22 protein-coding genes are annotated in these 26,661 nt (G+C 73.7%); 11 read left to right on the top strand and 11 right to left on the bottom strand.

The window, feature by feature from the left end:
• The first annotated feature begins 87 nt into the window (after positions 1-87).
• On the top strand, positions 88-1,452 hold the full coding sequence (locus ACI79L_RS11235) for a glycosyltransferase family 4 protein (protein WP_456936868.1): 1,365 nt from the start codon (positions 88-90) through the stop codon (positions 1,450-1,452).
• Here ACI79L_RS11235 and ACI79L_RS11230 read toward each other — a convergent pair.
• Positions 1,361-2,332, bottom strand: coding sequence for a GDP-L-fucose synthase family protein (locus tag ACI79L_RS11230; protein ID WP_456936867.1), 972 nt, complete (start codon positions 2,330-2,332; stop codon positions 1,361-1,363). The genes ACI79L_RS11235 and ACI79L_RS11230 overlap by 92 nt on opposite strands.
• A 90-nt stretch (positions 2,333-2,422) precedes the next feature.
• On the opposite strand from ACI79L_RS11230, the gene gmd reads away from it, so the two are divergent.
• From gmd to ACI79L_RS11215, 3 genes are all read left to right on the top strand, one after another.
• Positions 2,423-3,436: a GDP-mannose 4,6-dehydratase gene (gene gmd, locus ACI79L_RS11225; protein WP_456936866.1), complete on the top strand. Its 1,014-nt coding sequence runs from the start codon at positions 2,423-2,425 to the stop codon at positions 3,434-3,436.
• 84 nt (positions 3,437-3,520) lie between these two features.
• Positions 3,521-4,669: a glycosyltransferase gene (locus tag ACI79L_RS11220; protein WP_456936865.1), complete on the top strand. Its 1,149-nt coding sequence runs from the start codon at positions 3,521-3,523 to the stop codon at positions 4,667-4,669.
• Complete coding sequence (locus ACI79L_RS11215; protein WP_456936864.1) at positions 4,666-5,862, top strand: glycosyltransferase family 4 protein; 1,197 nt, start codon at positions 4,666-4,668, stop codon at positions 5,860-5,862. Before ACI79L_RS11220 ends, ACI79L_RS11215 begins: the two co-directional genes overlap by 4 nt.
• A 29-nt stretch (positions 5,863-5,891) precedes the next feature.
• Here the strand turns inward: ACI79L_RS11215 and ACI79L_RS11210 are convergent, their stop codons facing one another.
• Positions 5,892-7,409, bottom strand: a complete 1,518-nt coding sequence (locus tag ACI79L_RS11210; protein WP_456936863.1) for a GMC oxidoreductase — start codon at positions 7,407-7,409, stop codon at positions 5,892-5,894.
• Entirely contained in the window at positions 7,406-8,329 is a 924-nt protein-coding gene (locus ACI79L_RS11205; RefSeq protein WP_456936862.1) for an aldo/keto reductase, read from the bottom strand. The genes ACI79L_RS11210 and ACI79L_RS11205 overlap by 4 nt, the downstream gene beginning before the upstream one ends.
• Before the next feature lie 399 nt (positions 8,330-8,728).
• Here ACI79L_RS11205 and ACI79L_RS11200 point away from each other — a divergent pair, with 399 nt between their 5' ends.
• On the top strand, positions 8,729-9,976 hold the full coding sequence (locus tag ACI79L_RS11200; protein ID WP_456936861.1) for a glycosyl hydrolase family 28-related protein: 1,248 nt from the start codon (positions 8,729-8,731) through the stop codon (positions 9,974-9,976).
• Between the two features lie 34 nt (positions 9,977-10,010).
• On the opposite strand, the gene ACI79L_RS11195 is transcribed toward ACI79L_RS11200, so the two are convergent.
• The 4 genes from ACI79L_RS11195 to ACI79L_RS11180 form a co-directional block, all read right to left on the bottom strand.
• Positions 10,011-11,255 (bottom strand): glycosyltransferase family 4 protein, encoded by a 1,245-nt coding sequence (locus ACI79L_RS11195; RefSeq protein ID WP_456936860.1) that lies wholly within the window; start codon positions 11,253-11,255, stop codon positions 10,011-10,013.
• A gap of 23 nt (positions 11,256-11,278) precedes the next feature.
• Positions 11,279-12,898 carry a hypothetical protein gene (locus tag ACI79L_RS11190; protein ID WP_456936859.1) on the bottom strand — a complete coding sequence of 540 codons (1,620 nt, stop codon included), beginning with the start codon at positions 12,896-12,898 and terminating at the stop codon, positions 11,279-11,281.
• Between the two features lie 66 nt (positions 12,899-12,964).
• Complete coding sequence (locus tag ACI79L_RS11185) at positions 12,965-14,125, bottom strand: lipopolysaccharide biosynthesis protein (protein WP_456936858.1); 1,161 nt, start codon at positions 14,123-14,125, stop codon at positions 12,965-12,967.
• 178 nt (positions 14,126-14,303) lie between these two features.
• Positions 14,304-15,095 carry an SGNH/GDSL hydrolase family protein gene (locus ACI79L_RS11180; RefSeq protein ID WP_456936857.1) on the bottom strand — a complete coding sequence of 264 codons (792 nt, stop codon included), beginning with the start codon at positions 15,093-15,095 and terminating at the stop codon, positions 14,304-14,306.
• Positions 15,096-15,247: 152 nt separating this feature from the next.
• Here ACI79L_RS11180 and ACI79L_RS11175 point away from each other — a divergent pair, with 152 nt between their 5' ends.
• The 3 genes from ACI79L_RS11175 to ACI79L_RS11165 all read left to right on the top strand — a co-directional run bounded on the left by ACI79L_RS11175 (position 15,248) and on the right by ACI79L_RS11165 (position 18,152).
• Positions 15,248-16,198 (top strand): TIGR03621 family F420-dependent LLM class oxidoreductase, encoded by a 951-nt coding sequence (locus ACI79L_RS11175; RefSeq protein WP_456936856.1) that lies wholly within the window; start codon positions 15,248-15,250, stop codon positions 16,196-16,198.
• Between the two features lie 453 nt (positions 16,199-16,651).
• On the top strand, positions 16,652-17,458 hold the full coding sequence (locus ACI79L_RS11170; RefSeq protein WP_456936855.1) for a sugar phosphate nucleotidyltransferase: 807 nt from the start codon (positions 16,652-16,654) through the stop codon (positions 17,456-17,458).
• Position 17,459: 1 nt separating this feature from the next.
• Positions 17,460-18,152 carry a PIG-L deacetylase family protein gene (locus ACI79L_RS11165; RefSeq protein ID WP_456936854.1) on the top strand — a complete coding sequence of 231 codons (693 nt, stop codon included), beginning with the start codon at positions 17,460-17,462 and terminating at the stop codon, positions 18,150-18,152.
• Between the two features lie 50 nt (positions 18,153-18,202).
• On the opposite strand, the gene ACI79L_RS11160 is transcribed toward ACI79L_RS11165, so the two are convergent.
• Positions 18,203-18,757, bottom strand: a complete 555-nt coding sequence (locus ACI79L_RS11160) for a dTDP-4-dehydrorhamnose 3,5-epimerase family protein (protein ID WP_456936853.1) — start codon at positions 18,755-18,757, stop codon at positions 18,203-18,205.
• A gap of 38 nt (positions 18,758-18,795) precedes the next feature.
• Between ACI79L_RS11160 and ACI79L_RS11155 the strand changes: the two genes are divergently transcribed.
• Positions 18,796-19,902, top strand: coding sequence for a hypothetical protein (locus ACI79L_RS11155; RefSeq protein WP_456936852.1), 1,107 nt, complete (start codon positions 18,796-18,798; stop codon positions 19,900-19,902).
• Positions 19,899-20,903 (top strand): glycosyltransferase family 2 protein, encoded by a 1,005-nt coding sequence (locus ACI79L_RS11150; protein WP_456936851.1) that lies wholly within the window; start codon positions 19,899-19,901, stop codon positions 20,901-20,903. Before ACI79L_RS11155 ends, ACI79L_RS11150 begins: the two co-directional genes overlap by 4 nt.
• On the opposite strand, the gene ACI79L_RS11145 is transcribed toward ACI79L_RS11150, so the two are convergent.
• The 3 genes from ACI79L_RS11145 to ACI79L_RS11135 all read right to left on the bottom strand — a co-directional run bounded on the left by ACI79L_RS11145 (position 20,890) and on the right by ACI79L_RS11135 (position 24,737).
• On the bottom strand, positions 20,890-21,939 hold the full coding sequence (locus ACI79L_RS11145; protein WP_456936850.1) for a hypothetical protein: 1,050 nt from the start codon (positions 21,937-21,939) through the stop codon (positions 20,890-20,892). The two genes, ACI79L_RS11150 and ACI79L_RS11145, sit on opposite strands and share 14 nt — an antisense overlap.
• Positions 21,940-21,953: 14 nt before the next feature.
• Positions 21,954-23,237, bottom strand: a complete 1,284-nt coding sequence (locus ACI79L_RS11140; RefSeq protein WP_456936849.1) for a methyltransferase domain-containing protein — start codon at positions 23,235-23,237, stop codon at positions 21,954-21,956.
• Between the two features lie 93 nt (positions 23,238-23,330).
• Positions 23,331-24,737 carry a sugar transferase gene (locus tag ACI79L_RS11135; protein WP_456936848.1) on the bottom strand — a complete coding sequence of 469 codons (1,407 nt, stop codon included), beginning with the start codon at positions 24,735-24,737 and terminating at the stop codon, positions 23,331-23,333.
• A gap of 612 nt (positions 24,738-25,349) precedes the next feature.
• Here ACI79L_RS11135 and ACI79L_RS11130 point away from each other — a divergent pair.
• The gene (locus ACI79L_RS11130; protein WP_456936847.1) at positions 25,350-26,513 is read left to right on the top strand and encodes a YveK family protein; all 1,164 of its coding nucleotides are present in this window, start codon (positions 25,350-25,352) and stop codon (positions 26,511-26,513) included.
• Positions 26,514-26,661: the final 148 nt, after the last annotated feature.

The following is a 26,661-nucleotide window of genomic DNA, read 5'->3' as shown; positions in this document are numbered from 1 at the left end:
GGGCGAGGATACGGTCGGCCGCCACGCCGGTCGATGGGCTCGCGCGCCATCGACCGAACGGAGCGTGACCGTCGAGGGGAGCGCTGTGTGACGAGGAGGCGCCGCACCCCGGCACCGCTGCGGGTGCTCGTGGCCGGACTCAACTACGCCCCGGAGACGACCGGGATCGCGCCGTACACCACCGGCCTGGCCAGGCACCTGGCCCAGGAACACGACGTCACGGTGGTCACCGGACATCCGCACTACCCGGAGTGGCGCCTGCACCCGGGATACCGGACACCCCGCCCGCCCGAGCAGGACCGCGGGGTGCGGGTCGTCCGCGTCCGCCACCCCGTCCCCCGCGATCCGGGTGGCGCCGCCCGGGTCCTCATGGAGGCCGTCTACTCCACCCGGGTCGCCCGCCACCTCCTCCGCGAGCGTCCCGACGTCGTCGTCGCCGTCAGCCCGGCGCTCCTCGTGCTGGTGCCCGCCGTCCTGCTGCGGCTGGTCGCCGGTTACCGGCTGGGGGCGGTCGTGCAGGACCTGTACGGGGCAGCGCTGTCCGAGACGGGGCTCGGCGGCGGCCGTCTCGCCCGCCTGACCGCCCGGCTGGAGGCGGCCCTCCTCCGCCGTGCGGACGGCGTGGTCGTCATCCACGAGGTGTTCGCGCGCCGGCTGCGGGACGCCGGGGTGCCCGGCGACCGCATCACGGTCGTGCCGAACTGGGTGCACGTCTCGATGCCGCCCCACGACGAGCCGGCCGACGACGACCGGGTGGCCACCCGCCGCTCCCTGGGCTGGGCCGACGACGAGGTGATCGCGCTGCACGCCGGGAACATGGGCGCGAAGCAGGGCCTCGAGGGACTGATCGACGTGGCTCGGGCGGCGGAGACCCGGAGGAGCCGGGTGCGGATCGTCCTGCTGGGCGAGGGGTCCCGCAGGGCGGTCCTCCAGGAGCACGCCCGCGGGATCTCGCGCGTCTCGTTCCTCGACCCCCTGCCCGACGGGGAGTTCGAGTCGGCCCTGCGCGCCGCGGACTGCCTGCTGCTGCACGAGAAGCCCGGCGTGGTGGAGATGTCGGTCCCGAGCAAGCTGACGACCTACTTCGCGTCGGGCCGTCCGGTGGTGGCCGCGACCGATCCGCGCAGCGGGGCGGCCGCGCTCATGCGGGCCTCCGGAGCCGGGCCGGTGGTCCGGGCCGGGGAGCCGGAGGAGGTCCTCGCGGCGATCGAGCGGATCGCCGGCGACCCGGACCTCGCCGGCGCGTGCGGTGCCGCCGGACGCCGCTTCGCCGCGGAACGACTCGGTGCGGCCGCCTCCCTGGAGGGCTACGGGTCGTGGCTGGTCGAGCTCGCGCACGACCGGCCGCCCCGCCGGGTCGTCAGGCCCGCGAGGGGACCGGCACCTCCGCCGGGGACTGCTGCTGACGGAACCACCGGTACGTCTCCGCCACCCCCTCCCGCAGAGGGATGAGCGGCTGCCACCCCAGAGCCCGGATCGTGCTGACGTCCAGGAGCTTCCGCGGGGTGCCGTCGGGCTTGGTCGGGTCGAAGACGATCTCGCCGCGGTACCCGACCACGTCGGCGACCAGCTCCGCCAGGTCGCGGATGGAGAGGTCCTCACCCACCCCCACGTTCACGGGCGCCGGGTCGTCGTAGTGCTCCAGCAGGTGCAGGCACGCCCGCGCCAGGTCGTCGACGTGCAGGAACTCCCGGCGGGGGGTCCCGGTCCCCCACACCACGACCGACGGCGCCCCCGTCCGGACGGCCTCGTCGAAGCGCCGGATCAGTCCCGGCAGGACGTGGGAGCCGACGGGGTCGAAGTTGTCGCCCGGGCCGTAGAGGTTGGTCGGCATGGCCGAGATGTAGTGCACCCCGTGCTGTCGGCGCAGCGCCTGGACGTGCAGGACGCCGGCGATCTTGGCGATCGCGTAGGCGTCGTTCGTCGGCTCGAGCGGGCCGGTGAGGAGTGCGTCCTCGCGGATCGGCTGCGGCGCGAACTTGGGGTAGATGCAGCTCGACCCCAGGAACAGCAGCCGGGTCACGCCGTGCCGCACCGCGGCGTCGAGCACGTTGAGCTGGATCCGCAGGTTGTCCGAGAGGAAGTCCGCGGGGTGGGTGCTGTTGGCCAGGATCCCCCCGACCCTCGCCGCAGCGAGGACGACGACGGCCGGCTGCTCGTCGGCGAAGAAGGACTCGACGGCGTCGGGGGCACGCAGGTCGAGCTCCGCCGAGGTCCGCGTCACCAGGTCGCGGAAACCCGACCGGCGGAGGTGTCGCAGGACCGCGCCGCCGACCAGCCCGCGGTGGCCGGCGACGTAGACCCGGGTCGCGCGATCGAGTGCGAGAGCCATGACTGCGAACCCCTCCGTCGGAGCACCGGCGCCCTACGCTACGGCGATTCGACCCGGGACGGCCGGGTCCGGACCTCGAGCGGGGCGCGAGTGGCGAAGTCTGCACTCATCACCGGCATCACCGGCCAGGACGGCTCCTACCTCGCCGAGCTGCTCCTGACCAAGGGATACGAGGTGCACGGGATCGTGCGCCGGTCCTCGTCCTTCAACACGGAACGACTGGACGGCATCTACCAGGACCCGCACGTGGCCAACCGCCGGCTGTTCCTGCACTTCGGTGACCTGAACGACGGCATCACGCTGGACAACCTGCTCCGCGACATCAACCCCGACGAGGTCTACAACCTCGGCGCACAGTCGCACGTCCGGGTGTCCTTCGACCAGCCCGTGTACACCGCCGACATCACCGGCGTGGCCGCGATGCGCCTGCTCGAGGCCATCCGCGCCGCCCGCCTCCGCACCAAGGTCTACCAGGCCTCGTCGTCCGAGATGTTCGGCAGCTCACCGCCGCCGCAGGACGAGCAGACCCCCTTCCACCCCCGGAGCCCCTACGGCGCCGCCAAGGCCTACGCCTACTGGGTCACCCGCAACTACCGCGAGGCCTACGACCTGTTCGCCGTCAACGGCATCCTCTTCAACCACGAGTCCCCGCGACGCGGGGCCACCTTCGTCACCCGGAAGGTCACGCGGGCCGTGGCCCGCATCCAGGCGGGCCTCCAGGACAAGCTCCACCTGGGGAACCTGGACGCCGTGCGGGACTGGGGCTACGCACCCGAGTACGTCGAGGGCATGTGGCGGATGCTGCAGGCCCCCCAGCCGGACGACTACGTCCTCGCCACCAACACGGCGTACACGGTGCGGGACTTCGTCCGCATGGCCTTCGAGCACGTCGGCCTGGACTGGCAGGCCTACGTGCACCACGACGAACGGTACGAGCGGCCCACCGAGGTCGACGCGCTCATCGGCGACTACAGCCGGGCCCGCGAGGTCCTCGGCTGGACACCCAGCGTCCTCACGCCGGAGCTCGTGCGGATCATGGTGGAGGCGGACGTGCAGCTCCTCGACGACGAACGGAGTGGCCGACTGGTGCGCATCGACTCCTGATCCCCGCCCCCACCCGATCCCCCGGGGCCGGGAGGTCCGGCCACCGCCGCGGACCTCGGCCCACGACCCTGTGGAGGGCAGCCGGTGCCCGACCGATCCCTGCGGATCTGCCAGGTCGTCCCCTACGTCAGCGAGGACGGCGCCTTCGGGGGCCCGATCAGCGTGGCGGTGGAACAGTGCCGCTCGCTGGCCGCCGCGGGGCACCGGGTCACCCTGCTCGCGGGCTGGGACGGCCGCGCGTCGTTGCGCGTCCCGGGGGTCGACGTGGTCCCGCACCGGGCCCGCCGGGTGGCACCGAGCCGCCGGTTCTCGGCTCTGCTGGCCCCCGGGGTCAGCCGGGACCTGCGCGCCCGGACCGACGTGGACGTCATCCACTTCCACCTCCCCCGGGACCTGACGACCGTCGCCGCGCTGCACTCCGCCCGCCGGCACCGTGCGCTGCGGGTCGTGCAGACCCACGGCATGGTGCCGCCGGCGCGGAGCGCCCCGCTGCGGCTGTTCGACCGCACCTGGCTGGAGCCCGCACTGCGCTCGGCCGACTGCCAGGTCGTCCTCGGTGACCACGAGACGACGCTGACCGGGGCCGCGGTGACGACCCGGCCGATCCCCGTCCGGACCGTGCCCAACGGCGTCCCGGAGCGCACCGAGCGGGCCGCGTGGTCCGCGACGCCGCACGTCGTCTACTGCTCCCGGCTGCACCCGCGCAAGCGGCCCGGGGTCTTCGTCGAGGCCGCGGCCCGGGTGCTCGCCTCGGGCCACACCGCCACCTTCAGCCTGATCGGCGCGGACGAGGGCTGCCTCCCCGCGGTCCGGAACGCGATCTCCGCCCTGGGACTCGAGGACCACGTGCGCTACGAGGGCCCCGTGCCCCGCGAGGCCGTGATCGCCCGGCTCGCAGCCGCCCAGTGCTTCGTCCTGCCCAGCGTGGAGGAACCGTTCCCCATGGCCCTGCTCGAGGCGCTCAGCGTCGGGCTGCCGTCGGTCATCACCGACTCGACGGGCATCTCCGAGGACCTCCGGGCGCGTGGCGGGGCCCTGGTCACGGACGGGACGGTCGCGGAGGTGGCCACCGCCATCGCGACCGTCGTGACCGCCTCCCGAGCCGAGTGGGACCGGCTGTCCCGCTCGGCGCTGGCTGCCGCCGGGCGGTACAGCTCGACCTCGATGGCCGACCGTCTCCTCGAGGTCTACCAGGAGGGCAGGAGCGCCCACCGACACGAGGAGGAGCCGTGACCACGTCCCCCGGGACCACCGGCGACCTGCCGTCCACGGACGTGCCCGGACCCTCGGGGCTCCCCAGCAGGGTGCTGTGGGTGACCAACCTGCCGGCGCCCTACCGCCTGGCCGTGTGGGACGAGCTGATCCGCCGGGGCGTCGACCTCGAGGTCTGGGTCGTCGCGACGAACGGCACCAACCGGCGGTGGAGCGAGGGCGCCTCCCGGCCCTACGTCACGGTGCTGCCCGCCCGGGTCTTCCACGTCGGGGAGGGCGACGTGTACCTCGCCCGGGTCTCCGTGCTCGAGCTCGCGAGGCGGCTCGCGGGACGCGACGCGGTCGTCATCGGCGGCTGGGACCTCGGGCTCTACTGGCGGGTGGCGCTGGTCGCCGCCGTGCGCCGCCTGCCGCGCGTGGTGTTCTACGAGTCGATCGCGACCAGCCACCGCTTCACCTCCGGCCCGGTCGCGTGGCTGCGCCGCCTGTTCCTGAGCCGTGCCGCGGACGTGGTCCTGGTCCCGGGGGTGGCCGCGGAGACCGCGGTGAAGGCCCACGGGGTCCCCGCGTCCTCGATCGTCACGACCTTCAACTCGGTGGACCACGCAGCCGTGCGGTCCGCCGTCGAGGAGGTCACCGACGAGCGCACGGCGAGTCCGTTCCGGTACTGCTACGCCGGCCAGCTGATCGAGAGGAAGAACGTCGCCGCCCTCCTGGAGGCCTTCTGGACCATGGAGGACCGGAACGCCGAGCTGCACCTCGTCGGTGAGGGGGTGCTGCGGGACGAGCTGGAGGCCCTCAGCCGGCGCCTCGCGCCGCCGGCGTCCCGGAGGAGGGTCGTCTGGCACGGCGGCCTGGCTCCGGAGGCGGCCATCCGGCAGATCGCCACGGCGCACGTCCTCGTCCTCCCCTCCACGACGGAGGTGTGGGGCCTGGTCGTGAACGAGGCGCTGGCGGCCGGCCTGTCCACGGTGGTGTCGAGGGCCTGCGGGGTGGCGCCGTCCGTGGCCGACATGGCGGGCGTCTTCCTGTGCGACACGACACCCGCGTCGATCCGGGAGGCGATGGAGACCGCGGCCGCCGAGTGGTCCGGCTGGATCGCCGACCCGGAGATCCTCCGGGCCGGCTCACCGGCGCGTTTCGCCGACGACTCGATGAGCGCGGTCCGACGGGCGGTCAGCAGACACCGCGGCAGCCCTGGGGGGAGGCGGTGACCCGGGGCCCCGGACCCGGTGGGGTCCCGCTACCGCAGCTCCCGGGCGAGGTGGTCCGCGAGGCGCGAGACCAGCGCGAGCATGGTCAACGTCGGGTTCATCCACGAGGAGGTCGGGAACACCGCGCCGCCCGTGACGTAGAGGTTCCTGAGCCCGTGCACCCGGCAGTCGAGGTCCACCACCCCGCCCTGGGGGGAGGCGGACATCCTCGCCGTCCCGGCGTGGTGCTTGTTGTCCTCGAGCAGTGACGTCCACTGCTCGCCGTGGAGCCGTCCGTCGACCTCCAGCCGACCCAGGCCCTCGGCGGCGAGCAGCTGCGCGAGCCGGTCGAGGAACACCTGCATGGACCGGCGCACGCCGTCCCCGATCCGCCACGAGACGTGGGGCCTCAGGAGACCGAAGCCGTCCCTCTCCGTGGACAGGGTGATCCTGTTGGCCGGGTCGGGCTCCTGCTCGCCGAAGAGGTGGACGCCGACGGCCGCGGGCGTCCCGACGTACCGTCTGCGCGCCTCCCGGCTCGTGGCGAGCCGCACCGTCGTGACCGGGTGCCGCGCGGCCGCCCTCGCCGCTCCGGCGACGGCGCCGGCGTAGTGCCTCCCGCGGAGCAGTGACTCGACGGCGCGCAGCTCTCCGGTCAGCGCCCCGTCGGGGTAGTCGTAGGTGAACACGCAGCCGACCCCCAGGACCTGCTCGTCGGCCTGGACGGCGTCGCAGAGGGCGAGCTTGGGCAGGACCCGGGCACCGTCCCGGTGGGCGGGCCCGAACCGGTCCCTGAGGGTGCTCATCCCCGATCCCGTGATCGTGGCCACGCGCCCGTTGGCGTGGTCCTGGAAGCAGGCGCCGGCCCAGCGGTTGCCGTGCGCCAGCCCCGCGGGGTCCGTCGCGGTGGGCTGGAGGAGCAGTCTCGTGTTCTCGACCGCCCCCGCGGCCAGGACGACGACGTCGGCCGGGATGTCCACGCGCGTGCCCGAGCCGTCCGTGAGCGTCACGCCCGTGACGCGCTGGTCCGTCCGCAGGACACCGGCGGCCTTCATCCCCAGCACGATGTGGTGGCCCGGGGTGTCGGCGTACTCCTTCCGCCAGCCCCTGGCCAGGTCGCGCGCCGGCGCGAACACGCTGGTGTGCTGCTCGATCCCGTGGGGCAGCGACGGACGGCCGGTGGTGAGCAGGTCACCCACGCCGAGGACCTGCTCCATCCGGTGGTAGTGCGGCAGGAGGTCGACCCGGCTGATCGGCCAGCCGCTGTCCCTGACCCACGGCCTGGCGCGGAAGTCCGCCTCGTCGAAGCGCATCGCCTGGCCGGCCCAGAGGGCGGCGCTCCCACCGACGCCCATCCCCATGCCGCCGAGTCCGGCGTGACCGGTCCCGTCCGAGGCGGCCGGGATCTCCACGCTCCTGCTGCCCCCCTGCTCGACGACGAGGATGCTGGCCTGCGGCCGAGCCCGTCGGACCAGCCGCGCCAGGGAGAGACCCGTGGCACCGCCTCCGACGACGAGCAGGTCGGTGTGCGGCAGGCGCCGGAGGTCGGCGACCCTCGAGACGATCACGTGCCCCCCCGGCCGTGGCGGTAGTCGTCGACCGCTGCTGCCAGGTCGTCCAGCTCCGACCCGGTCATGCTGCGGCCACGGAAGCTCTCCGCGTTGCGTCGCACCCCCTCCGGCGTCGAACTGGACAGGATGACCCCGCAGGACCGGCTCGTGCGCGCGGTCAGCTCGATGAGGGCGGACCCGAGCTCACGCCGGGTCATCGCCGGTCCGCACGACGCCCCCGGAGCGTGCAGCAGGTGGTCGTGGAGGTCCCGCAGCCAGGAACCCCCGGGCCCGAAGAGGGAGTGCACGACCGTCGGCACGGGCCAGTCCGGGAGCGCAGGCAGCAGCGGCCCGCCGGCGACCTGCACGACGTCCAGCGGCAGGATCCCCGCCTCCACGATCGCGGCGGTCCGACCGCGCGACGTGGCGGTGCCGAGGGCCCTGACCCGTCCGCTCTGCTTCCACGAGCGGAGGAGGGCCACGAGGTCGGCGGTCAGGTCGTCCGGGTGGACCTGGTGGAGCAACAGGCAGTCGGGCTGGCGACGCAGCTGACGCTCGCTGAGCCGCAGGCTCCGCTCCGCGGCAGCGACGGAGAAGACGCCGCGGTCCCGGTCGACGTCCGTGCTCGGCGGTGCGGCGGGGACGGGACGGCGTGGCCGTAGCGTCCTGAGGACCGGCCGTCCGACCGCCCGCGCTGCACCTCGGGCGGTCTGCGCGGACAGCGGTCCCAGGCCGAGCTTCGTGGCGACGGTGGCATCGGCCGGGAAGCGGGCCAGGACGGCCCCGACGACCCGCTCGGCCTGGCCGCCTCCGTAGGCGCGGGCGGTGTCGACGTGCCGGTAGCCGCTCTCCGCCGCGGCCCGGAGGATCGCCGTGCTGTCCGCGCGGCCCAGCCGGCCCATGAGCCCACCGGTCCCGACACCCAGCCATGGGCTCACGGGATGCCGACCCCTGCTCGCTGCACGGGCACATGGTGACCGAGATCCGGCCCGTGCAGCGCGCTTCCCGACCTGGTCGACCCCGGGACACCGGCGCGGCACTGCGACGGCGCCGCTCACGCGGGGAGCCGGTGCATACTCCAGGCTCAGCCCATCGACCCCGGAGTTCCGTCAGTGGCCGACTCGTCCGGACCACCACCGGGCCGCGTCGCGGACGGCACGGGCTCCGGGCAGCCCCCCGGCCCCGTCGGTGGACGTGGCCGGGGAGGACCGCCCGACCCGGCCCGGCCCGCCCACCCGGTGACCGTGACCAGGCGGGCCCTCCTCCTCGGAGGTGGCGCGGTCCTCGCCGGGGGGAGCTGGGTGTGGGCGCGGACCACCGGCACGCGCGGGAGACCGGTGGACGAAGGCGACGAGGGCTTCTTCGACGTCAGGGACCACGGTGCGGTGGGAGACGGCGTGCACGACGACACCGTGGCCGTGCAGGCGACGATCGACGCCGCGCAGGCCGCGGGCGGCGGCGTCGTCCACTTCCCGGCAGGGACCTACCGCCTGCGACCCCAGGCCGCGCGGACCGTCGATCCCGCCGACAACGTCGACCAGGGTCACGCCCTGTCGGTGACCGGCTCCCGCCTCGTCTTCCGCGGAGACGGCGCACGTCGCTCCCGGCTGGTGTTCCACGCGCTCGACGGCGAGCCGAACGAGACCTCCTGGCAGGTCGTGCGCGGCAGGGTCTGGCGCGGCGGGGGGTTCTTCCTCGACGGCGGCGGCTCCTCCGAGGACGCGCAGCACGACATCGCCTTCGAGGACCTCGGGATGGACGGCACGGCACACCGCACCGGCGACAACCGGTACCCCGCCGACGCCAGGACCGGCGACGGCTGGGACCTGACCCACAAGGGCCTCTGGTTCCGCAACGACCGCGCCTTCGACCGGATCCGCATCTCCCGCTGCGAGATCCACGGCTGGAAGGGTGAGGTCGTCTACTACGGCGGGACCGGTCTCGGCCGCTACCTCCTGGAGGACTGCACCCTCCACGACACCAACGGGGACTGCCACTCGGTCACGGCGTCGGTGCTCGAGGCGAGGAGGAACGTCCTCCACACCGCCACGACGGCGGGCTTCGAGGACAAGATCGCCGAGGGCGACGGAGAGGCGAGCTACACGGACAACCTGATCCACGACTGTGACAAGGAGGCGTTGTCCCTGGCCAGCGCGGGGCTGGACGGGCCGTGGGGCCCGGTCACCATCGCGGGGAACACCGTGCGCGACTGCCCCCGGACGGGGTTCCTGGTCTTCACGTCGAGGACGCGCATCGTGGACAACCGGCTCGTCGACTGCGCCTCCACGTCCGGCACGCAAGCCGTGTACCTCGTGACCGAGCCCGGGAGGCCACTGCGGGACGTGCGCGTCGAACGCAACCGGATCGAGGCCGAGACGGAGGACGTACGGTCCGGCGTCGTCGTGGACGACCGCGCCGGCGCCGGCCTCCACGGGATCACCATCGTGGACAACTGGGCGGGCGTCACGCCCACCGGCGTCGAGAACGGGGTGACCTTCGACCAGGCGTACTTCTTCGACTTCACCGACCAGCTCGGCGCCACGATCCACGGCAACGAGGCGATCGGGACCAGCACCGGTCGGTGACACGTCCCCGTGACACCGGCGGCCGTCTCCGCCCCTAGAGGAGGTCCGCGCTCCGGAGCACCTCGACCAGCCGGGTCCCGTAGGCGTCCCAGGTGAAGTCCCGCGCACGTTCGGCTGCCGCCCTGCCCATCTGGGCCCGGAGCTCCGGGGACCGGCCCAACTCGGTCAGCGCGCGGGCGAGGGGCGCGGCCTCTCCGGCGGGCACCACGAAGCCCTCCTTCCCGTCGGAGACGACGTCCTCCCCGAACGTGTGCGTGGACACCACGACCGGCAACCCGTGTGCCATCGCCTCGATGCCGACCAGACCGAACCCCTCGATCAGCGAGGGCAGCACGAAGACGTCGGCGCGGCGGTACTCGGCCTCCAGCTCCCCCTTCGGCAGCGACCCGAGGACGTCGACCCAGGGGTACCGCCGGCAGACGTCGGCCGCGTCACCGATCGGCCTCCCGGCCAGCACCAGGCGAGAGCCGGCCGGGAGGTCGGCGGCCTCGAACGCCTCGAACAGGTAGGACAGGCCCTTGCGCTGGGTGAGCATGCCGGCGAACAGGACGCGGAGCGGCCCGTCCGGTCGGACCGGCCGCTCGGGCACGTCCTCGGGGAGATCCACGCCGAGGGGGAGTATGCGGATCTTGGACGGGTCCACTCCCTCGGCGATGTACGTGGACGCGCAGAAGCTGCTCGCCACCAGGAGCACGGAGGCCAGGGAGAGTTCCTCGTCGAGGTGGTCGGCCCACGTCTCGTCGAGGACGTGGTGCTGCAGGGTGCCCGCCCACGCGGGGTTGCGCGCGGGCTCGTCGGCCAGGTAGCGCTCCATCCACCGGTGATGGGCGATCGGGCAGTTGAGGACGGTGGGGATCCCCCGTCGATCGGCCGCCGTCAGCAGGGCCGTCGCACCGGTCCCCTGAGCGAGCACGAGGTCCGGGCGGGCCCGGCGCGCCAGTTCCCGGGCCACCGCACGGTCGAACCTCATCGTCCGGGCGTGCAGGAACCGGGAAGCCGTCCGCCGGTACCGCGTCCGGATGAAGACCTGGTAGGCCAGTTCGAGCGCTGCTCCCCGGCGCCTCACCACCTGCGGGGAGAGCCCGGCCAGGAGACGCCGGTCGACCATGCTCCTCGCCGGCCCCGGCAGCCTGCCCCTGGCCATGCGGCCGTCCTCGGACCAGCCCAGGCTGGTCCGGTACCCGGACAGCAGGCCCTGGGCGGCCAGCTCCCGCGCCGCGTGCTGCAGTTCCGGATGGGTCCCCATGTTGGCCACGAGCACCCGGTGTCCACCACTCACTCGGACCTCCTGGTTCGAGCGCATCAGACCACGTCACGACGCGGGGGCGCAGCCCGCCGGGGAGGGGACGCCGACCCCCTCCGCCGCCAGGGACGCTGTCCCGCCCCCCGGGAGGACCTCGCGTCCTCTGCCGTGACCGTCAGGCGGGACCGCGGAGGGTGGAGATCCGGCGTGGTCCGGAGCGGCCCCTGCGCCTGCTCCTGGCGTCGCCACCGGGCCACGAGCACCGACAGCACGAACAGCGGCACCGTCGCGAAGGCCGCGATGGCCAGCGAGTAGGCCAGGATCCCCCGGATCACGACAGGGACGAGAGCGGTGGCCACGGCGAGGAGCGCCGTCCCGAACGGCGAGGCGGAGCGCTCCCGCCCACGGCGCACGGCGAAGCCGTAGAAGGCCCCGAACGCGACCGCCACGGTCACGACCCCGAGGGCCCCCGAGTCGAAGTAGGCCTCACCGATCATGGAGTAGGCGACGCTCGCCTCGTTCACCCCACGGTCGAAGAGGACCTGGTTGAGCACCAGGTCGACCGTCCGGGGCTTGCCGGGCCAGACGAGCCTCGGGACGGGCGCACCCAGCGTCGAGACCACCATGATCCCCGGCTCGTGGGCGATCACCTGTGGGACGATGCTCATCTCCAGGGCCAGGGCGTCGACCATCTCCGTGTCGTCGGCGGTGAACGTGTCGAGGAGCATCTCGTCGGGGTGGGTCACGGAGTGGGCCAGTGACTGCCCCAGGGAGCTGGTGGGCGAGTTCGCGTCCCGGAGGGCCGAGAACCCGAACACGGCCAGGACGACGATCCCGAGGACGCCCAGCCGCGGCACCCGGATCCTCCACTGCACCGCCGCGAAGAGCGCCGGCGCACAGAGCGCCAGGAGCAGCGGGGTCCGGGCGCCGACGGTCATCAGGTGGGTGGCGTACACCGCGGTGATCAGGCAGGCGGTCACCAGGTCGGCACGAGCGCGCCCCCAGGCGTAGAGGACGAGGAACACCAGCGTGGCCGGGATCAGGAGGTAGGGCGTCTGGTAGGCGTAGGCGGTCCGGCCCGATCCCGAGTTCCCGTGCACCGGATTCGCAGGCAGCGAGACCAGCACGGTGAGGCCGAGGACCCCCAGACCGGTGAGGAGCCATCCCGCGTTGCGCAGCCGCCGGAGGACCACCGGCCCGGGCGCCGGGGCCCCCGTCCGTCCCGCCCCGTCCCCCTGCCGTCGACCGCTCCCCACGACCAGCTGGTACGCGACGTTCAGGAGCACCATCGCCAGGAGTCCGAGGAGGATGGCGGACGGGTACGTCGGCACGATGTCGAACCTGCCGTGGTACGGCTCGGTGACACTGCCCTCCAGGTGCTTGCTCAGCGGGTGGAGGGCGAAGAGGACCAGGTAGGTGGCGTTGATCCAGTGGATCGGCTCGGTCAGGTCCGCCGGGTGGAACAGCGTCCGGAAGCCCAGGACCAGCAGCCAGAACGCCACGACGAGGAGCGAGCAGAAGACGACCTCGTCCGGGGACTCGACGACCAGGTAGCCGGCGCAGGCGAGCGCGAGGCCCAGGTTCACCACGCCGGCCAGCCGCACGACGGCCCGGTCACGGACCGGCTGCCCGCTCCCTGCCGGGCTCCGCTGACCGCCGGGGTCGGGCTCACTCCGCACGGCCGCTCCCCCGGCCGTGCGGAGTCCTCGCGCCCGGAACTGCGCGGCCGGCTCCCGGGAGGACGCTCACGTGTCCCCTCGGACCGACAGCGCCTCGGCAGGTGCGGGCGCGGGGTGGAGTCCGCTGACCTGTCGGAACAGCAGGGCCAGTCCGAGGTAGGTGAGGACCAGGGCCACCGCGGCACCGGTGATGCCGGTCTGCCCGACCAGCAGGGTGAGCAGCGCGAGGCCGGACAGGACGACGACCCCTGAGGACAGGGTCAGCCGCACCCTGGCCCCCGCCGCGTAGATCCACGAGAGGTACGCCTCGGAGTAGGCGTTCAGGGCGGCGGCGACGCACACCGCCGCGAGCACCGGCCAGGCCCCCTCGAACTCCTCGCCGAAGAGCACCCGCACCACGAGCGGACTGGCGAGGCTGGAGAGGACGAGACAGCCGCAGACGACGGTGGTCGCCGTCAGCAGGCGCTGCCACTGCACCCGGCGTTCGGCCTCGGAGGAGGTCGCCGACAACCTCGGCACGAAGACCTGCTGGAGCACCGACGTCACCAGGCCGAGCGGACCCAGGAGCCGGGTGGCGGCACCGTAGAGGCCGGCGGTGGTGGGACCGGCGACCGCGGACACCAGCAGGGTGTCGGCCTGCCGGAGGTTCGCCACCCCGGTCAGCCCCCAGTAGGCGACACCGCCCCGCACGAACTCCTTGAACCGGCGGGGGCGGGTGAGGGACGCCCGCATCGCGAGGTAGGCCGTGACCCAGCCCGTCACCCCGGCCGTGAACAGCGCCGCGAGACCCTGCACCGCGGTGAGTCCTGCCAGGAAGGGCGCCACCGTGGCCAGCCGCCGCGCCACCAGCAGGCCGGCGGAGAACCGCACCTTGCCGCGAGCCAGCAGGTGGGCCAGTCCGAGGTCCCCGAAGGTGTCGCCCGTCGCGTAGACGGTGACCGCGCAGCCGAGCACCCAGGACCCCGGCGCGACCAGGACCCACACCAGCGAGCCTGCCGCGATCACCAGGACGTTCGTGACGGTCCGGACGAGGAGGATCCACGTGGTGGTGCTCTTCGCGTCCGGCTCCGCGGCCAACCTCAGCAGCCGGGTGCCGAAGCCGAAGTCGAAGGCGTTCATCACCAGGTAGACACCGGCGAGGAACGCGACGTACCGGCCGTAGGTCTCGACCCCGAAGGAACGGGCGAGCAGGGCGATGAAGAGGACCTGCAGCAGCCCTGCGGCCACTCGCCCGCTGAGCAGGGTGCCGACCGACCGCCAGAGACGCTCGCCGGCTCCGGCCCCCATGGGGCAGGGACCGTAGCGCAGCCCGCGCCGCCATGGCTGTGGCGCGATCACGCCGAACGGCCGTCTGCCGGGAGGAGCGACCGGGCGGCCCCCCCGCCACAGGAGCCCCTGCGGTCATCTAGAGGGAGCCCGGGACGTCGGGGATGCCGGCCAGGAACTCCTGGACCTTCACGGCCAGGTAGTCGTGTCCCGCCTGGGTCGGATGCGCACCCCCCGATCCCGTGGCGATGAACTGGGCCCGGTTGCCCAGCGGGGTCCCGTCGTCGGTCCCGGTGATCCACCGGTCCTGGATGGGACTGACGAAGGGCACCCCGAGTTCCTCGGTGACCTCCTGGATCACCTCGTCGACCAACAGCACGGACGGCGTCGGCTCCTCGTTCGGCCAGAACGGCCCGACGACGGCCACCAGGGCGTCCGGCAACTGCTCCGTCAGAGGTCGCAGTGTCGCCTCCACCCCGGCCCGGATCCGCTGCTCCGTGTAGCCGCGCTCCGCGTCGTTGAGCCCGGCGGCGACGATCACGACAGCCGGGTCCTGCGCCACCACGTCGGCGACGCGATCAGGCAGGGGGGCCCGCTTCGGGTACTCCTCCGGCCCGTCGGTGACGTAGCCGGTGCCGCCCTGACTGGCGTTGATCAGCCGCCAGCCCTGGGCGCTCGCCACCTGCTCGGGATACGTGCCGCTGGGGCTGTCCGCGCCGGCGCCCTCGCTCCAGGAGTCGCCCATGACGATCGCGATCGGGGCGAGCCCGCCGCTGGACTGGGCCACGGTGGGCCCCGCCCCGGACCGTGTCGACGGATCGACCAGCCCCCTCTTCATGCCGACCGGCACCAGCGCGATCAACGCGGCCAGCCCCGCGACGAGGAGGCCCAGCGCCCAGCGCGGTGGCTTCTCCACCTGGCGCCCTGCCATGCGCGAGGAGCGTAGCCGACCGCCGTCCTCACCAGACCCGTCGTGCTCCCCGGCGGTCCGTCCCACCCCCGACCGGCCCGGAGGCCACGTCCGTGCCGTCCGCCGGGCACCGGGTCCTGGCCCGGAGGGCGCTGCTCGCCCATGCTCGGCACATGAGGCCCTTCCGCTTCATCGCACCCCTCCCCCGGTGGACGGGGGATCTCCGGGCGTGGCAGGCAGGGGTACGCCGGCTGGAGGACCTCGGCTTCGACACCGTCTCGGTCTCCGACCACCTCAGCGGGGGCTGGGCACTGGACCCGATGGTGTCCCTCCAGGCGGCTGCGGACGTCACCTCCACCGTGCGGCTGCTGACCCTCGTGGTCAACAACGACCTCCGCCACCCGGTCCTCCTGCACAAGGCGGCCGCCAACCTCGACGTGTTCTCGGGCGGCCGTCTGGAACTGGGGCTCGGCGCCGGCTGGATGGAGACCGACTACCAGGCGTCCGGGATGACGTTCGACTCCCCCGGGGTGCGCATCGACCGCCTCGGCGAGTCGGTGACGATCCTGAAGTCCCTGTTCTCCGGCACGGCGGTCACCTTCTCCGGCCGCCACTACGGCGTGGAGGACCTCGTCGGGCTGCCCGAGACCACGCAGCGCCCCCGCCCACCGCTGCTTCTGGGCGGAGGAGGGCGCCGCATGCTCGAGCTCGCTGCCCGGGAGGCCGACATCGTCGGTGTCCACCCGCGCCTCCGGTCAGGACGCCTCGACGCCGCAGCCGTCGCTGACCTGTCGCCCGCTGCCGTCGCGGAGAAGGTCCACCTGGTCCACGACGCCGCCCGGCGGGCCGGCCGCGAGCCGGACGACCTCGAACTGCAGTTCAGCGTCTACCACTGCCAGGTCGGCCCCGTGGGTCCACCCGGGCCGCGGGCGAGCAGCTTCGCCCGCCTGCTGGACGAGTCACCGGAGCTGCTGGCCGGATCCCCTGCCGTGCTCCGCGGTTCCCGTGAGGAGTGCATCGACCTGCTCGTCCAGCGGCGGGAGGAGTACGGCTTCAGCTACCTCTCGCTCGGCGGGGACGTCGATGCGGTCGCACCGGTCGTCTCGGCGCTCTCGGGCACGTGACGCCGGCTGGTCCACCGAGGACGCCGCGGTCCCAGCGGAGGCGCGGCACCGACCCGGTGACGGGTGCTCCCTCGAGTCTCTCCGGCGGACCGGGGACGCTCCCTCCCGGACTGCCGTCCGGACCGACCGCGGATCGCCGTCCTCGTCACTGTCCGCGCACGTGACGACGGGATCCGAGACGGCGCCCGGCTCCGGCACCGCGGGTGGCCGGGGAACGACGCTCCCCACTCCCCGGGGACGGACGGACCGTTCCCCGCTCCGAGAAGGCCGGCCTCACGACCGGCGTCCCGCGCCATCGCGGAACCCGTTGACTCCGCTTCCTCCTCACGTCAAGTTCGAGCAACGGGACACGTCCTCGACTCGGCGCCACCCCGACTCCTCCCGGACGGGACGGGGGACCGCCCCTGTCGACGAGGGCGACCACCCGCCGGAGCCGACCAGAGGAGGTCGCGCGTGAAGGTGGTTCTCTTCTGCGGTGGTTACGGACTGCGCATGCGGGACGGACACGCGGATCTCCCGAAACCCATGACGATGGTCGGCCACCGGCCGCTGATCTGGCACGTGATGCGCTACTACGCCCACTTCGGGCACACCGAGTTCATCCTGTGCCTCGGGTACGGCGCCCACCACATCAAGGACTACTTCCTCAACTACCGCGAGACGGCGAGCAACGACTTCGTCCTCAGTGGCAGCGGCAGTCGGATCGAGTTGCTCTCGACCGACATCGCGGACTGGACCATCCACTTCATCGACACCGGTGTCGACTCCCCGATCGGGGAGCGGCTGCGACGGGTCCGGCACCTCGTGGCGGACGAGGAGGTGTTCCTCGCCAACTACTCCGACGTGCTCACCGACGCGCCGCTGCCCGTGATGATCCAGCGTTTCGTGGCCAGTGACGCGACCGCGTGCCTGCTGGCGGCACCGCCGGACCAGTCCTTCCACTGCGTGGACGTGGACGAGCGCGGCCGGATCCGGGACATCCGCCCGGCCGCGGACATGGGCTTCTGGATCAACGGCGGCTTCTTCCTGCTGCGTCAGGGCGTCTTCGACCACATCCCCAAGGGCGGTGACCTGGTGGGGGACGCCTGCGTGGCGCTGGCCGAGCGCGGTGAACTGCTCTCCTACCGCTACACCGGCTTCTGGCACCCGACGGACACCGTCAAGGAGCGCAACGCACTCGAGGCCCGCTTCGCCAGCGGGGACCGGCCCTGGATGGTGTGGGAGACCGACCCGACGCGGGCGCCGGCCCCGGCGGTCTGAGTTGCTGTCCCTGGACCTCGACGCCCGCACGGACGGGCAGCCGCCTCTGGTGGTCGCGCTCGGCGCCCACTGCGACGACGTCGAGATCGGCGCCGGCGCCCTCCTCCTGCAGGCGGCACGGTCCCACCCCAGGGCCCGCTTCCAGGTCCTCGTCCTCTCCTCGACCCCCGAGCGTGCCGCGGAGACACGCGCGTCACTCCAGGCGTTCACGTGCGGTTGCGACCTCGACCTGACGGTCCTCGACCTGCCGGACGGACGGTTGCCTGCGCACTGGGGGGACGTGAAGCGGGCCCTCGAGGACGCCGGTTCGCGCGCCCGTGACGCCGGGGGTGCCGATCTGGTCCTGAGCCCCTGGCGTCGGGACCTGCACCAGGACCACCGCCTGGTGGGCGAGCTGAGCACCACCGTCTTCCGGGGACCCCTGGTCCTCGCCTACGAGATCGCCAAGTGGGACGGGGACCTCGGCCACCCTCCGGTGCACCTGCCGGTGCCTGCGGAAGTGGCGCGGCGCAAGCACGAGCTCCTCGCCGAGCACTACCCCTCCCAGCGGCACAAGCCCTGGTTCGACCGGGAGGCGTTCCTCGGGCTCATGCGGTTGCGGGGGATCGAGTGCCAGGCGCGGTACGCCGAGGCCTTCTGGTGCGACAAGCTCGTGCTCGGGCTGTCGAGCGCCTCCCGGGGAGCGGCCACGTGACCCCGGGACCCGGTCGGGTCCGCCGGGGGAGGTCCGCCGCCCCGGCCGGGCTACCGGCCGCTGATCCGGTCGGAGAGCGCAGCCCAGCTGCCGGCTTCCGCGTCACGTCGCGAGACGGCGCTCACCGGCAAGGGCCACGGGATGGCCAGTTCGGGGTCGTCGTAGCGCACCGCGACGTCCTCGGCCGGGTCGTGCTCCCGGTCGATGCGGTAGCAGACGTCCGCCCAGGTCGTGAGCGCCTGGAAGCCGTGGAGGAAGCCCGCCGGCACGTGGAGGTGCCGCCCGTCCTCGTCGTCGAGGCGGAAGGACGCCGCACGCCCGAAGGTCGGCGACCCGGGACGGGCGTCGACCACGACGTCGAAGACCGCCCCGCGGGCGCACCGCACGAGCTTGGACTCCCCGGCACCCACCCGACCGTGCATCCCGCGCAGCACGCCCTGCCGCGAGCGCGACTGGCTGTCCTGGCGGAACGCGGACGTGTCCACCCCGGCGCGGCGGGCGACCTCCGCGTCGAGGGTGCGGACGAACCACCCGCGGTCGTCCTCGTGCCGGACCTCGGGCAGGAAGCAGAGGACACCGTCGAGTTCGGACCGCTCGACCCGCATGGCAGGAGTGTGCCGCAGTGCCGTCCCCAGGGGGACCCGTGGTGAAGTCCCCCTGCTGCCGGTGGTGCCGGTCGACGACGGGCACCACCGTGCTGGACCTCGGCCGCCAGCCCTCCAGCGACGCCTTCCCGCAGCCGGGCGACCCGCCGCCGGCACTGCACCCTCTCCGGTTGTGGCGTTGCGACGAGTGCTCGCTCGTCCAGCTGCCCGACCACTCCCCCGCTCCCGAGGAGCCCCGTGCGCGTGAACCGGCCGCGCTCCGGGACCACGCGCGGGACTCGGTCGACTGGGCCGGAGCAGTCGGCCTCCTGGCACCGGGGGCGACCGTCCGCGAGTTCGGCAGTCCGCACGGCGGGAGCTGGCTCGTCCCCCTGTCGTCCGCCGGACTGGAGGTGCTCTCGGCTGCCGACGGTCCCGCCGACGTCGTGGTCGACGTCTTCGGACTCATGCACGAGGAGGACCAGCGCGCGGGTCTCCAGCGCCGGGTCGACGCGCTGGCCCCCGGCGGGGTGCTGGTCCTGGTGTTCCCGCCCCTGGAGACCCTCGTCGCGCACGCACAGTGGAACGCGGTCCGCCACGGGCACCACGCCTATCCCTCCACGGCGGTGGCCGCGGACCAGGTGAGCGAGTGCGGCCTCACGGTCGTGGCCTCCGCTCTCCACCACCTCTACGGGGGCACGCGACTGCTCGCCGCCCGCCCGACCGCCGCCGTGCCCGCCGACCACCGGCCGCCGCCCCTCCCGGCCGACGTGCCCCCGACCGGACTGGCCACGCTGGCCGACGGGGTGGAGGCCACCGTCACGGCCCTCCGGGCCCGCCTGCAGGGTCACGCCGACGCCGGCAGGAAGGTCCTCGGCTACGGAGCGGCCTCCCGCGCGGTCCCGTTGCTCGTGGCCGCGGCGGTCGGTCCGGAGCTGCTGCCCGCGGTCGCTGACGCGTCACGGGAGAAGCAGGGACGGCTGATCCCCGCGGTCGGCATCCCGGTGATCAGTCCGGCGGCCCTGGTGGCCGCCGGTCCCGACGAGGTGCTCCTCTTCCTGCCCGACCTGCTCGAGGAGGTCCGCGCCGACCTGCCCGACGTGGAGCGGGCGGGCGGCGCGTGGTTCACCGTCGACGCCCTCTTCCACGGAGGTGGGACGCTGTGACACGGGTACCGGACGGCCCGCTGGTGACGGTCGCCATGCCGACGTTCCGACGACCGGACCTCCTGCGCCAGGCGATCGAGTCCGTGTTGGCCCAGACCTACCGCAACCTCGAGGTCCTCGTCTCGGACAGCGCCGCGGACCCGGAGATCGAGACCCTGGTCGCCGGGTACGGCGATCCGCGGTTGCGCTACCGCCACAACGGCCGGGTCACCGACATGAGCACCAACGCGCTGGCCATGTACACCGCGGCACGGGGGGAGTTCATCGGCACCCTGCACGACGACGACCTGTGGGAGCCGGAGTTCCTGGAGGTCCTGGTCCCACCGTTGGTGGACGACCCGAGCGTGGTGGTCTCCTTCTGCGACTACTGGGTGATGGACAGCGAGGGGGAGATCCGTCCCGACCTCACCGAGGCCGCTGCCCGCCTGCGGGGACGCACCGGGTTGCGGCCGGGCCGGCACCAGCCCTTCACCGACCTCGCGACCACGAGCCGCGCCGTCTTCCTCCCCGTGGCCGGCGTCTTCAGGGCCTCGGCGATGGACTGGTCGGAGTGGCGCCACGAGGCCGCAGCCGGCTACGACATGTGGTTGGCGTACCTGCTGGCGCGCGACGGGGCGGCCGCCTGGTACGACCCCCGCCGGCTCAGCCGCTACCGGCACCACCCAGCCGCCGCGTCGTCGACCGCCCGGCTGGACGCGGCCGCGGTGTGGTGCTTCGAGCGCTTCCTCGCCGACGACAGGTTGAGCACGCTCCGCCCCGACCTCGTCCGGGCCGCAGCGCCGCACCACGCGGGCCTCGCCCTCACAGCGCTCCACTCGGACGAGCCCGGCGCCCGAGCCGTCGCGGCCCGGCACCTGAACGCCGCCTCCCGCGCCGGCGTGACGGCCGGGCTCCTGTTCGGCGGCCTCCTCTGGCCCCTGCCGCACCCGGTGCGGCGCCGGGTGATCGACCTGGTCCGCCGGTCGCGCTCCCGACGCCGCGCCCGGGTCAGTCCGAGCTGACCCGGACGCTCTCCGGCGCCTGGGCGTCGGCGGGCGGCGCCGGTGCCTCGTCACGCTCCAGCCACGCCTCGCGCCAGTACGGCGTGATGGCCCGCTGGCACAGGCCGTGGTAGAGCCCGCGGCAGATCCCGCCCTCCAGGACGACGCACCGGCTCCGCAGGTCGAGCATGCGTCCGGTCCAGTCGTCGATGATGCGCGTGACCACCCGGTCCACCCGCATCCGCTCCCCGCAGTACGGCGTCATCTCGACGTCGAAGGACAGCCCCCGGTTGCGCGCGTCGTGGTCCACGGTGCCGCGGATCTCCCGGCGGCTCTTCACCCGGACCCACTCCCCGGGCTGCAGTCCCAGCGTGACCGCCGGCGTCCGCTTCAGCCTGCCGTGGACGAAGGGGACCGCCGCTCCTCCCCACAACCGCAGCCGGCGCGGCAGGTAGGTCTTGCTGAGGCCCTGGTAGGTGTTGACCAGCGACGGCAGCGCCCAGCGCAGGACGTCGCGCAGGCGGACGTTGCGGTTGCGGACGTCACGCACGTAGTGCCGCAGGTCCCAGGGGCGGATCCTCCGGGTCGCGGCGCGCACCTGGGTGGCCTGGCACGACCACAGCTCCTCGCCGTCCGGGCCGGGCACCGGCGGGTGCACCGCGCGGACGACGTCCTCGGTGGTGCAGCCCTCCCGGGGAACGGGCGCGGCCAGGTCCACCGGGCGGGCACCGTTCCCGCCGACCGGCCTGAGCCACTCCTCCTTCCAGAACACGAGGCACCCCGCCTGGCACCCGCCGTGCGCCGAGCCGTCACAGCGGACCCCGGTCAGGTGCACCGCCGCGTCCATGTCCAGCAGGCCGCCGTAGAAGCAGGTGGTGTCCGCCCGGCTGGCCACCGTGAACCGGGAGCCGCACTGCGCCAGCATCTCCGGCATGAACGGCAGGCCGTCGATCGTGGCGTCGGCGTCCAGGGTGGCCAGGATCTCGTCCCGGCTGCGGACCTCGACGACGTCGCCGGGGCGCAGCGGCCGCGGGCGGGAACTGGACGGAGAGACCATCGACGGCTCCAGGGTCAGTCGATCTCGAGGGTGGGGATGGGCACGACGATGCGGCCGCCCCACTCCCGGACGTGGGCCAGCTGCGCGGTGATCTCCTTGCGGAGGTTCCACGGCAGCAGCAGGACGTAGTCGGGGCGGTCCCGGGCGATCACCTCGGGCGCCAGGATCGGGATGTGGGTGCCGGGCAGGTACCTGCCCTGCTTGTACGGGTTGCGGTCGACCGTGTAGCGGAGCAGGTCCGACCGGATGCCGCAGTGGTTGAGCAGGGTGTTGCCCTTCCCCGGGGCGCCGTAGCCGACGACCCGCCGGCCCCGCGCGGCCGCGTCGGCCAGGAAGGTGACCAGGTCGCGCTTCACCCGGGCCACGACCTCGGCGAAGCCGGCGTGCCCCTCGAGGGTGTGCAGGCCGCGGCGCTCCTCCTCGGCCAGCACACGCGCTACCGCGGCCGCGGGCCGCCCGGCGTGCCGGTCGTGGCGCGCCCAGATGCGCAGGGACCCGCCGTGGGAGGCCAGTTCCTCGACGTCGACGACGGCCAGGCCGGCCGAGGCGAGGACGCGCTGGGCGGTGAGCAGTGTGTAGTAGTCGAAGTGCTCGTGGTAGATCGTGTCGTACTGCGCGTGCTCGATGAGCCGCATGAGGTGCGGCACCTCGATGCTGAGCCAGCCGTCATCGGCCAGGAGGGCCGCCAGGCCGAGGCTGAAGTCGCGGACGTCCGGGACGTGCGCGAAGACGTTGTTGGCCACGACCAGGTCCGCGGGCCCGTGCTCCGCGCGGACCCGCCGCCCCTCCTCCTCGCCGAGGAAGGCGACGTGGGTCGGGACGCCCCGCTCCGCGGCGACGGCGGCGACGTTGCCGGCGGGTTCGATCCCCAGCGCCCGGATCCCGCGGGCCAGGACGTGCTGGAGCAGGTAGCCGTCGTTGCTGGCGACCTCGACGACGAAGCTCGACCCGTCGAGTCCCAGGCGGCCGACGGCGCGTTCGGTGAAGACCCTCGCGTGCTCGACCCACGAGGTCGAGTACGAGGAGAAGTAGGCGTAGTCGGTGAAGATCTGCTCCGCCGGCAGGTGCGAGGGCAGTTGCACGAGCAGGCAGCCCGAACAGATCCAGACCCTCAGCGGGTAGAAGACCTCCGCCGCCTCGAGCTGGTCGACGGACAGGTAGCTCTCGCAGGGCGGGGACATCCCGAGGTCGACGAAGACGTCGGAGAGCCGGCGGCCACAGAGACGGCACACACCACCGCCGAGGTCGGGGATCCGGGGGAGACCCGCAGCCTGGGGCGTCGTCGCGGTCGAGGTCATGTCATCGCTCCCGCGGTCGCTGGAGGACGAGGCGACGGGTGTCGCCCCGGGGCGACGGACTCCCGCCCGGTCGTCGCGGTGTCGGGTACCGCATCAGTAGGCCCCGCGGGCACGGGCCACGGTCGCCAGCGTCTTGAAGAGGATGACGAGGTCGAGGGCGAGGGACCAGTTCTCGACGTACCGGAGGTCGAGACGCACGGTCTCCTCCCAGGTGAGGTCGCTCCGCCCCGAGACCTGCCAGAGACCGGTCAGCCCCGGCTTGACCAGCAGCCGGCGACGCACCGAGTCGTCGTACCGGGCGACCTCCTCGGGCAACGGCGGCCGGGGGCCGACGAGGGACATCTGGCCGCACAGGACGTTGAACAACTGGGGCAGCTCGTCCAGGGAGTGACGTCGGAGCCGTGCCCCGACCCGGGTGATCCGCGGGTCGCCGGGGACCTTGAACAGCAGTCCGTCCGCGTTGTGGTTGTGGCGCTCCAGCTCGGCCCGGCGGTCCTCCGCGTCACTGGACATGGTCCGGAACTTGAGCATGGTGAACGGCCGGCCCTCGTGACCGATCCGCACCTGGCGGAACAGGACCGGTCCCCTGCTGTCGGCTCGGATCGCCACGGCCACGGCCAGGAGGAGCGGCAGCACGAGGACCAGCAGCAGCATGGCTCCGATCCGGTCCATCGTCGCCTTGACCAGACGCATGGGCCCGGTGAAGCGCGGTTCCTCCACGAGCACCAGGGGGAGCCCGATGAACGGCCGCACGTGCATGCGGGGTCCGGCGACCTCCATGAGACCGGGTGCGACCAGCAGTTCGACCCCCGTGCCCTCCAGGTCCCAGGAGAGGCGACGCAGGTAGGCCGCGGCGGTCTCGCTGCTGCTGGCGACGGCCACGGCGTCGACGCCCCATGCCGAGACGACCTCCGGGACGCACCTGAGGTCGCCGACGGTCTCGACGCCCTCGGCACGGAGGAGCGCCGCGCCGTCCGGGTCGGGGACGCACGCTGCGACGACGGTCATCCCGCAGTGCCGCTCGCGGCGCAGGTGACGGACGAGGTCCAGCACCGCCCGCTCCCTGCCCACGGCGAGGACGGTCCGCATGCACCGCCCGCCCGCCCGCAGCCGGTGCACCCACGTGCGCAGCAGGTGACGCCCGAGCACGCTGACGACGACCGTCGTCGGCACGGCGATCACGACCAGGGCGCGGGACAGGTGCCAGTTGCCCGCGTAGGAGGCGAACCCGATGGCGGCGAGGCCGACGAGACCGGCCTGGAGGACGCTCCGGAACTCCTCGTTGCCAGTGCCTATCGTCGCGGCGTCGTAGCCGCCCGCGAGGCTCACCACGGCGGCCCAGACGAACGGGAACACCGCCACCGCGACCAGCGTCTGCGTCGACGACTCGACATCGACGCCGATGCCGAACCGGATGACGTGCGCGGACACGCCGCACAGCGCCGCGGCGAGGAGGTCGGCAGCGACGGCCGCCGCCTGGTAGCGACGGACCCAGCGCAACGGACGACGGCCCACGTGGGGAGGACCGATCGAGGCGCGGCCGTACCCGCCGGACCTCAGCCGGGCCGTCTGCGTCGGTGGAACGGGCACCGCCCTGGACGGTCCGACCGGCCGGCCGACCTCCGGCATGTTCAACGCCACGCGCGTCGCCCCCTCCCTGTCACTGTTGACAGGCGCGGACAGCGCTCGAAGACGCCCCCCGCTGCGTCCGGCGGCGACCGGGTTCCGTGGGGACCGGTTCGCCGCGGGTCCGGCCAAGCAACCAGAAGCGGTGACGGACTGCAACCCCTTCCGGCGCCGACATGCCTGATCAAGGCACTTGGTCCCGAGTCGCTGGTGCCATTCCAATCACGGAGTGTCACGGCGCACGAGGAACCTGAACGATCAAGCACGCGCACTCCCAGATGGGGAGGCCTAGGGGTGAGGATTGCCGGCCGCCTGCGACCCGGCGCCGCGCCGGCCCCTCCCATGGGGTGAGCCGGTGCCGTCACGCGGGTCCGCCCGCGCCCGGTGCGCCCTAGCCTCGACCGGAGCCAGTCCGGGCAGGCCGGGACGACGCGCGGGGCGCAGCGCCCCACGGGTGCGTCGGGAGGGCTCCAGAGGGCGGGCGAGATGGAACTCCAGGACTACGGGACGGCCCTGCGCCGGTACTGGACGACGTGGGCGGCGATCACCCTCACCGGGCTGTTCGTCGCCCTCGTCGTCGTGCTGGCCGTCCGGCCGACCTACACGACCACCGCGCAGGTGTTCGTCGCGAGCTCGGGGGACGGGACGAGCGGTTCCCAGTTCGTCAGCCAGCGCGTGACGACCTACCCCGACGTCGCCCGCAGCCAGACCGTCCTCGGCCCGGTCATCGAGGAGCTCTCGCTCGACGAGTCCGTCACCGACCTCCGGGCGCGGGTCGCCGCGGTCAACCCGCCCGACACCTCGCAGGTCGACGTCTCGGTCACCGACGAGGACCCCGCCCGCGCCGCCGCGGTCGCCAACGCCGTCGCCGAGCGCTTCAGCACGGCGGTCGAGGACCTCGAGGAGCGGCAGGACGGCGTCTCGCCGGTGGACCTGACCGTGACCAACCCGGCCACCGTGCCGTCCTCCCCCGTCTTCCCCGTCCCCGGGCTGGTGCTGGGCCTCGGCCTGTTCGTCGGCCTCACGCTGGGCGCCGCCGTCGCCGTGCTGCGCAGCCGCGCGGACACCCGGCTGCACACCGTCGACGACGTCCGCACCGCCTGGGGCGCCGGCGGGGACGAGCTGACCGTCCACGCCGTCACCGCCCGGCGGAACCGCCGCCGGCGCGGGACCGGCCGGCCCGTGGCGATGCTCGCCCGCCAGCTGGAGCCGGTCGACGACGACGGTCTCGTGCGGGCCGTCGTCCTGGCGGCCTCGCCCGACGAGTCGCAGGCCGCGCGCGACCTGGTCACCGCGCTGGCGACCGAGCTCGTCGACGGCGGCACCCCGGTCGTCGTGGCCGAGCCGGGCGAGGACCCGGCGCCCGCCCTGCCGGCCGGCGCCCGCCTGACCGTCGGGTCCGCCTCGGCCTCGGCGCGCGAGTGGCGGCGGCTGGCGCGGGAGAACGACGGCGCCGTGCTGGTCGTCACCGCCGGCCGGACGGAGGCCGCCGACCTGCGCGAGGCGCGGTCGCTGCTCGCCGCCGCGGGCGCCGGCCTGTTCTCGGTCGTCCTCCTCCCGTCCCGCCGGACGGGGCGGACCGCCTCCGGCGACACCGCGCCGGGCCGGCCGGCCGTCCCGGCTGCGGGCGAGCGGGTCCCCGCCGCCTGACCGTCCGGCGGCCCACCGCCGCGCAGTTCCCCTCCTACGGCCCCCGGGGGGGGGCGCCGGGGTGGCCGTCCACCTGGCGGTAGGCCGAGCCCTGCGCGCGGCGGCCGATGACGATCATCGCCGCTAGCACGCCCCCGTTGACCGCGCT

The organism is Geodermatophilus sp. SYSU D00684, assembly GCF_054050455.1.
The sequence above is the reverse complement of the archived record's forward strand: the minus strand, read 5'-3'. Positions and strand labels throughout refer to the sequence as shown.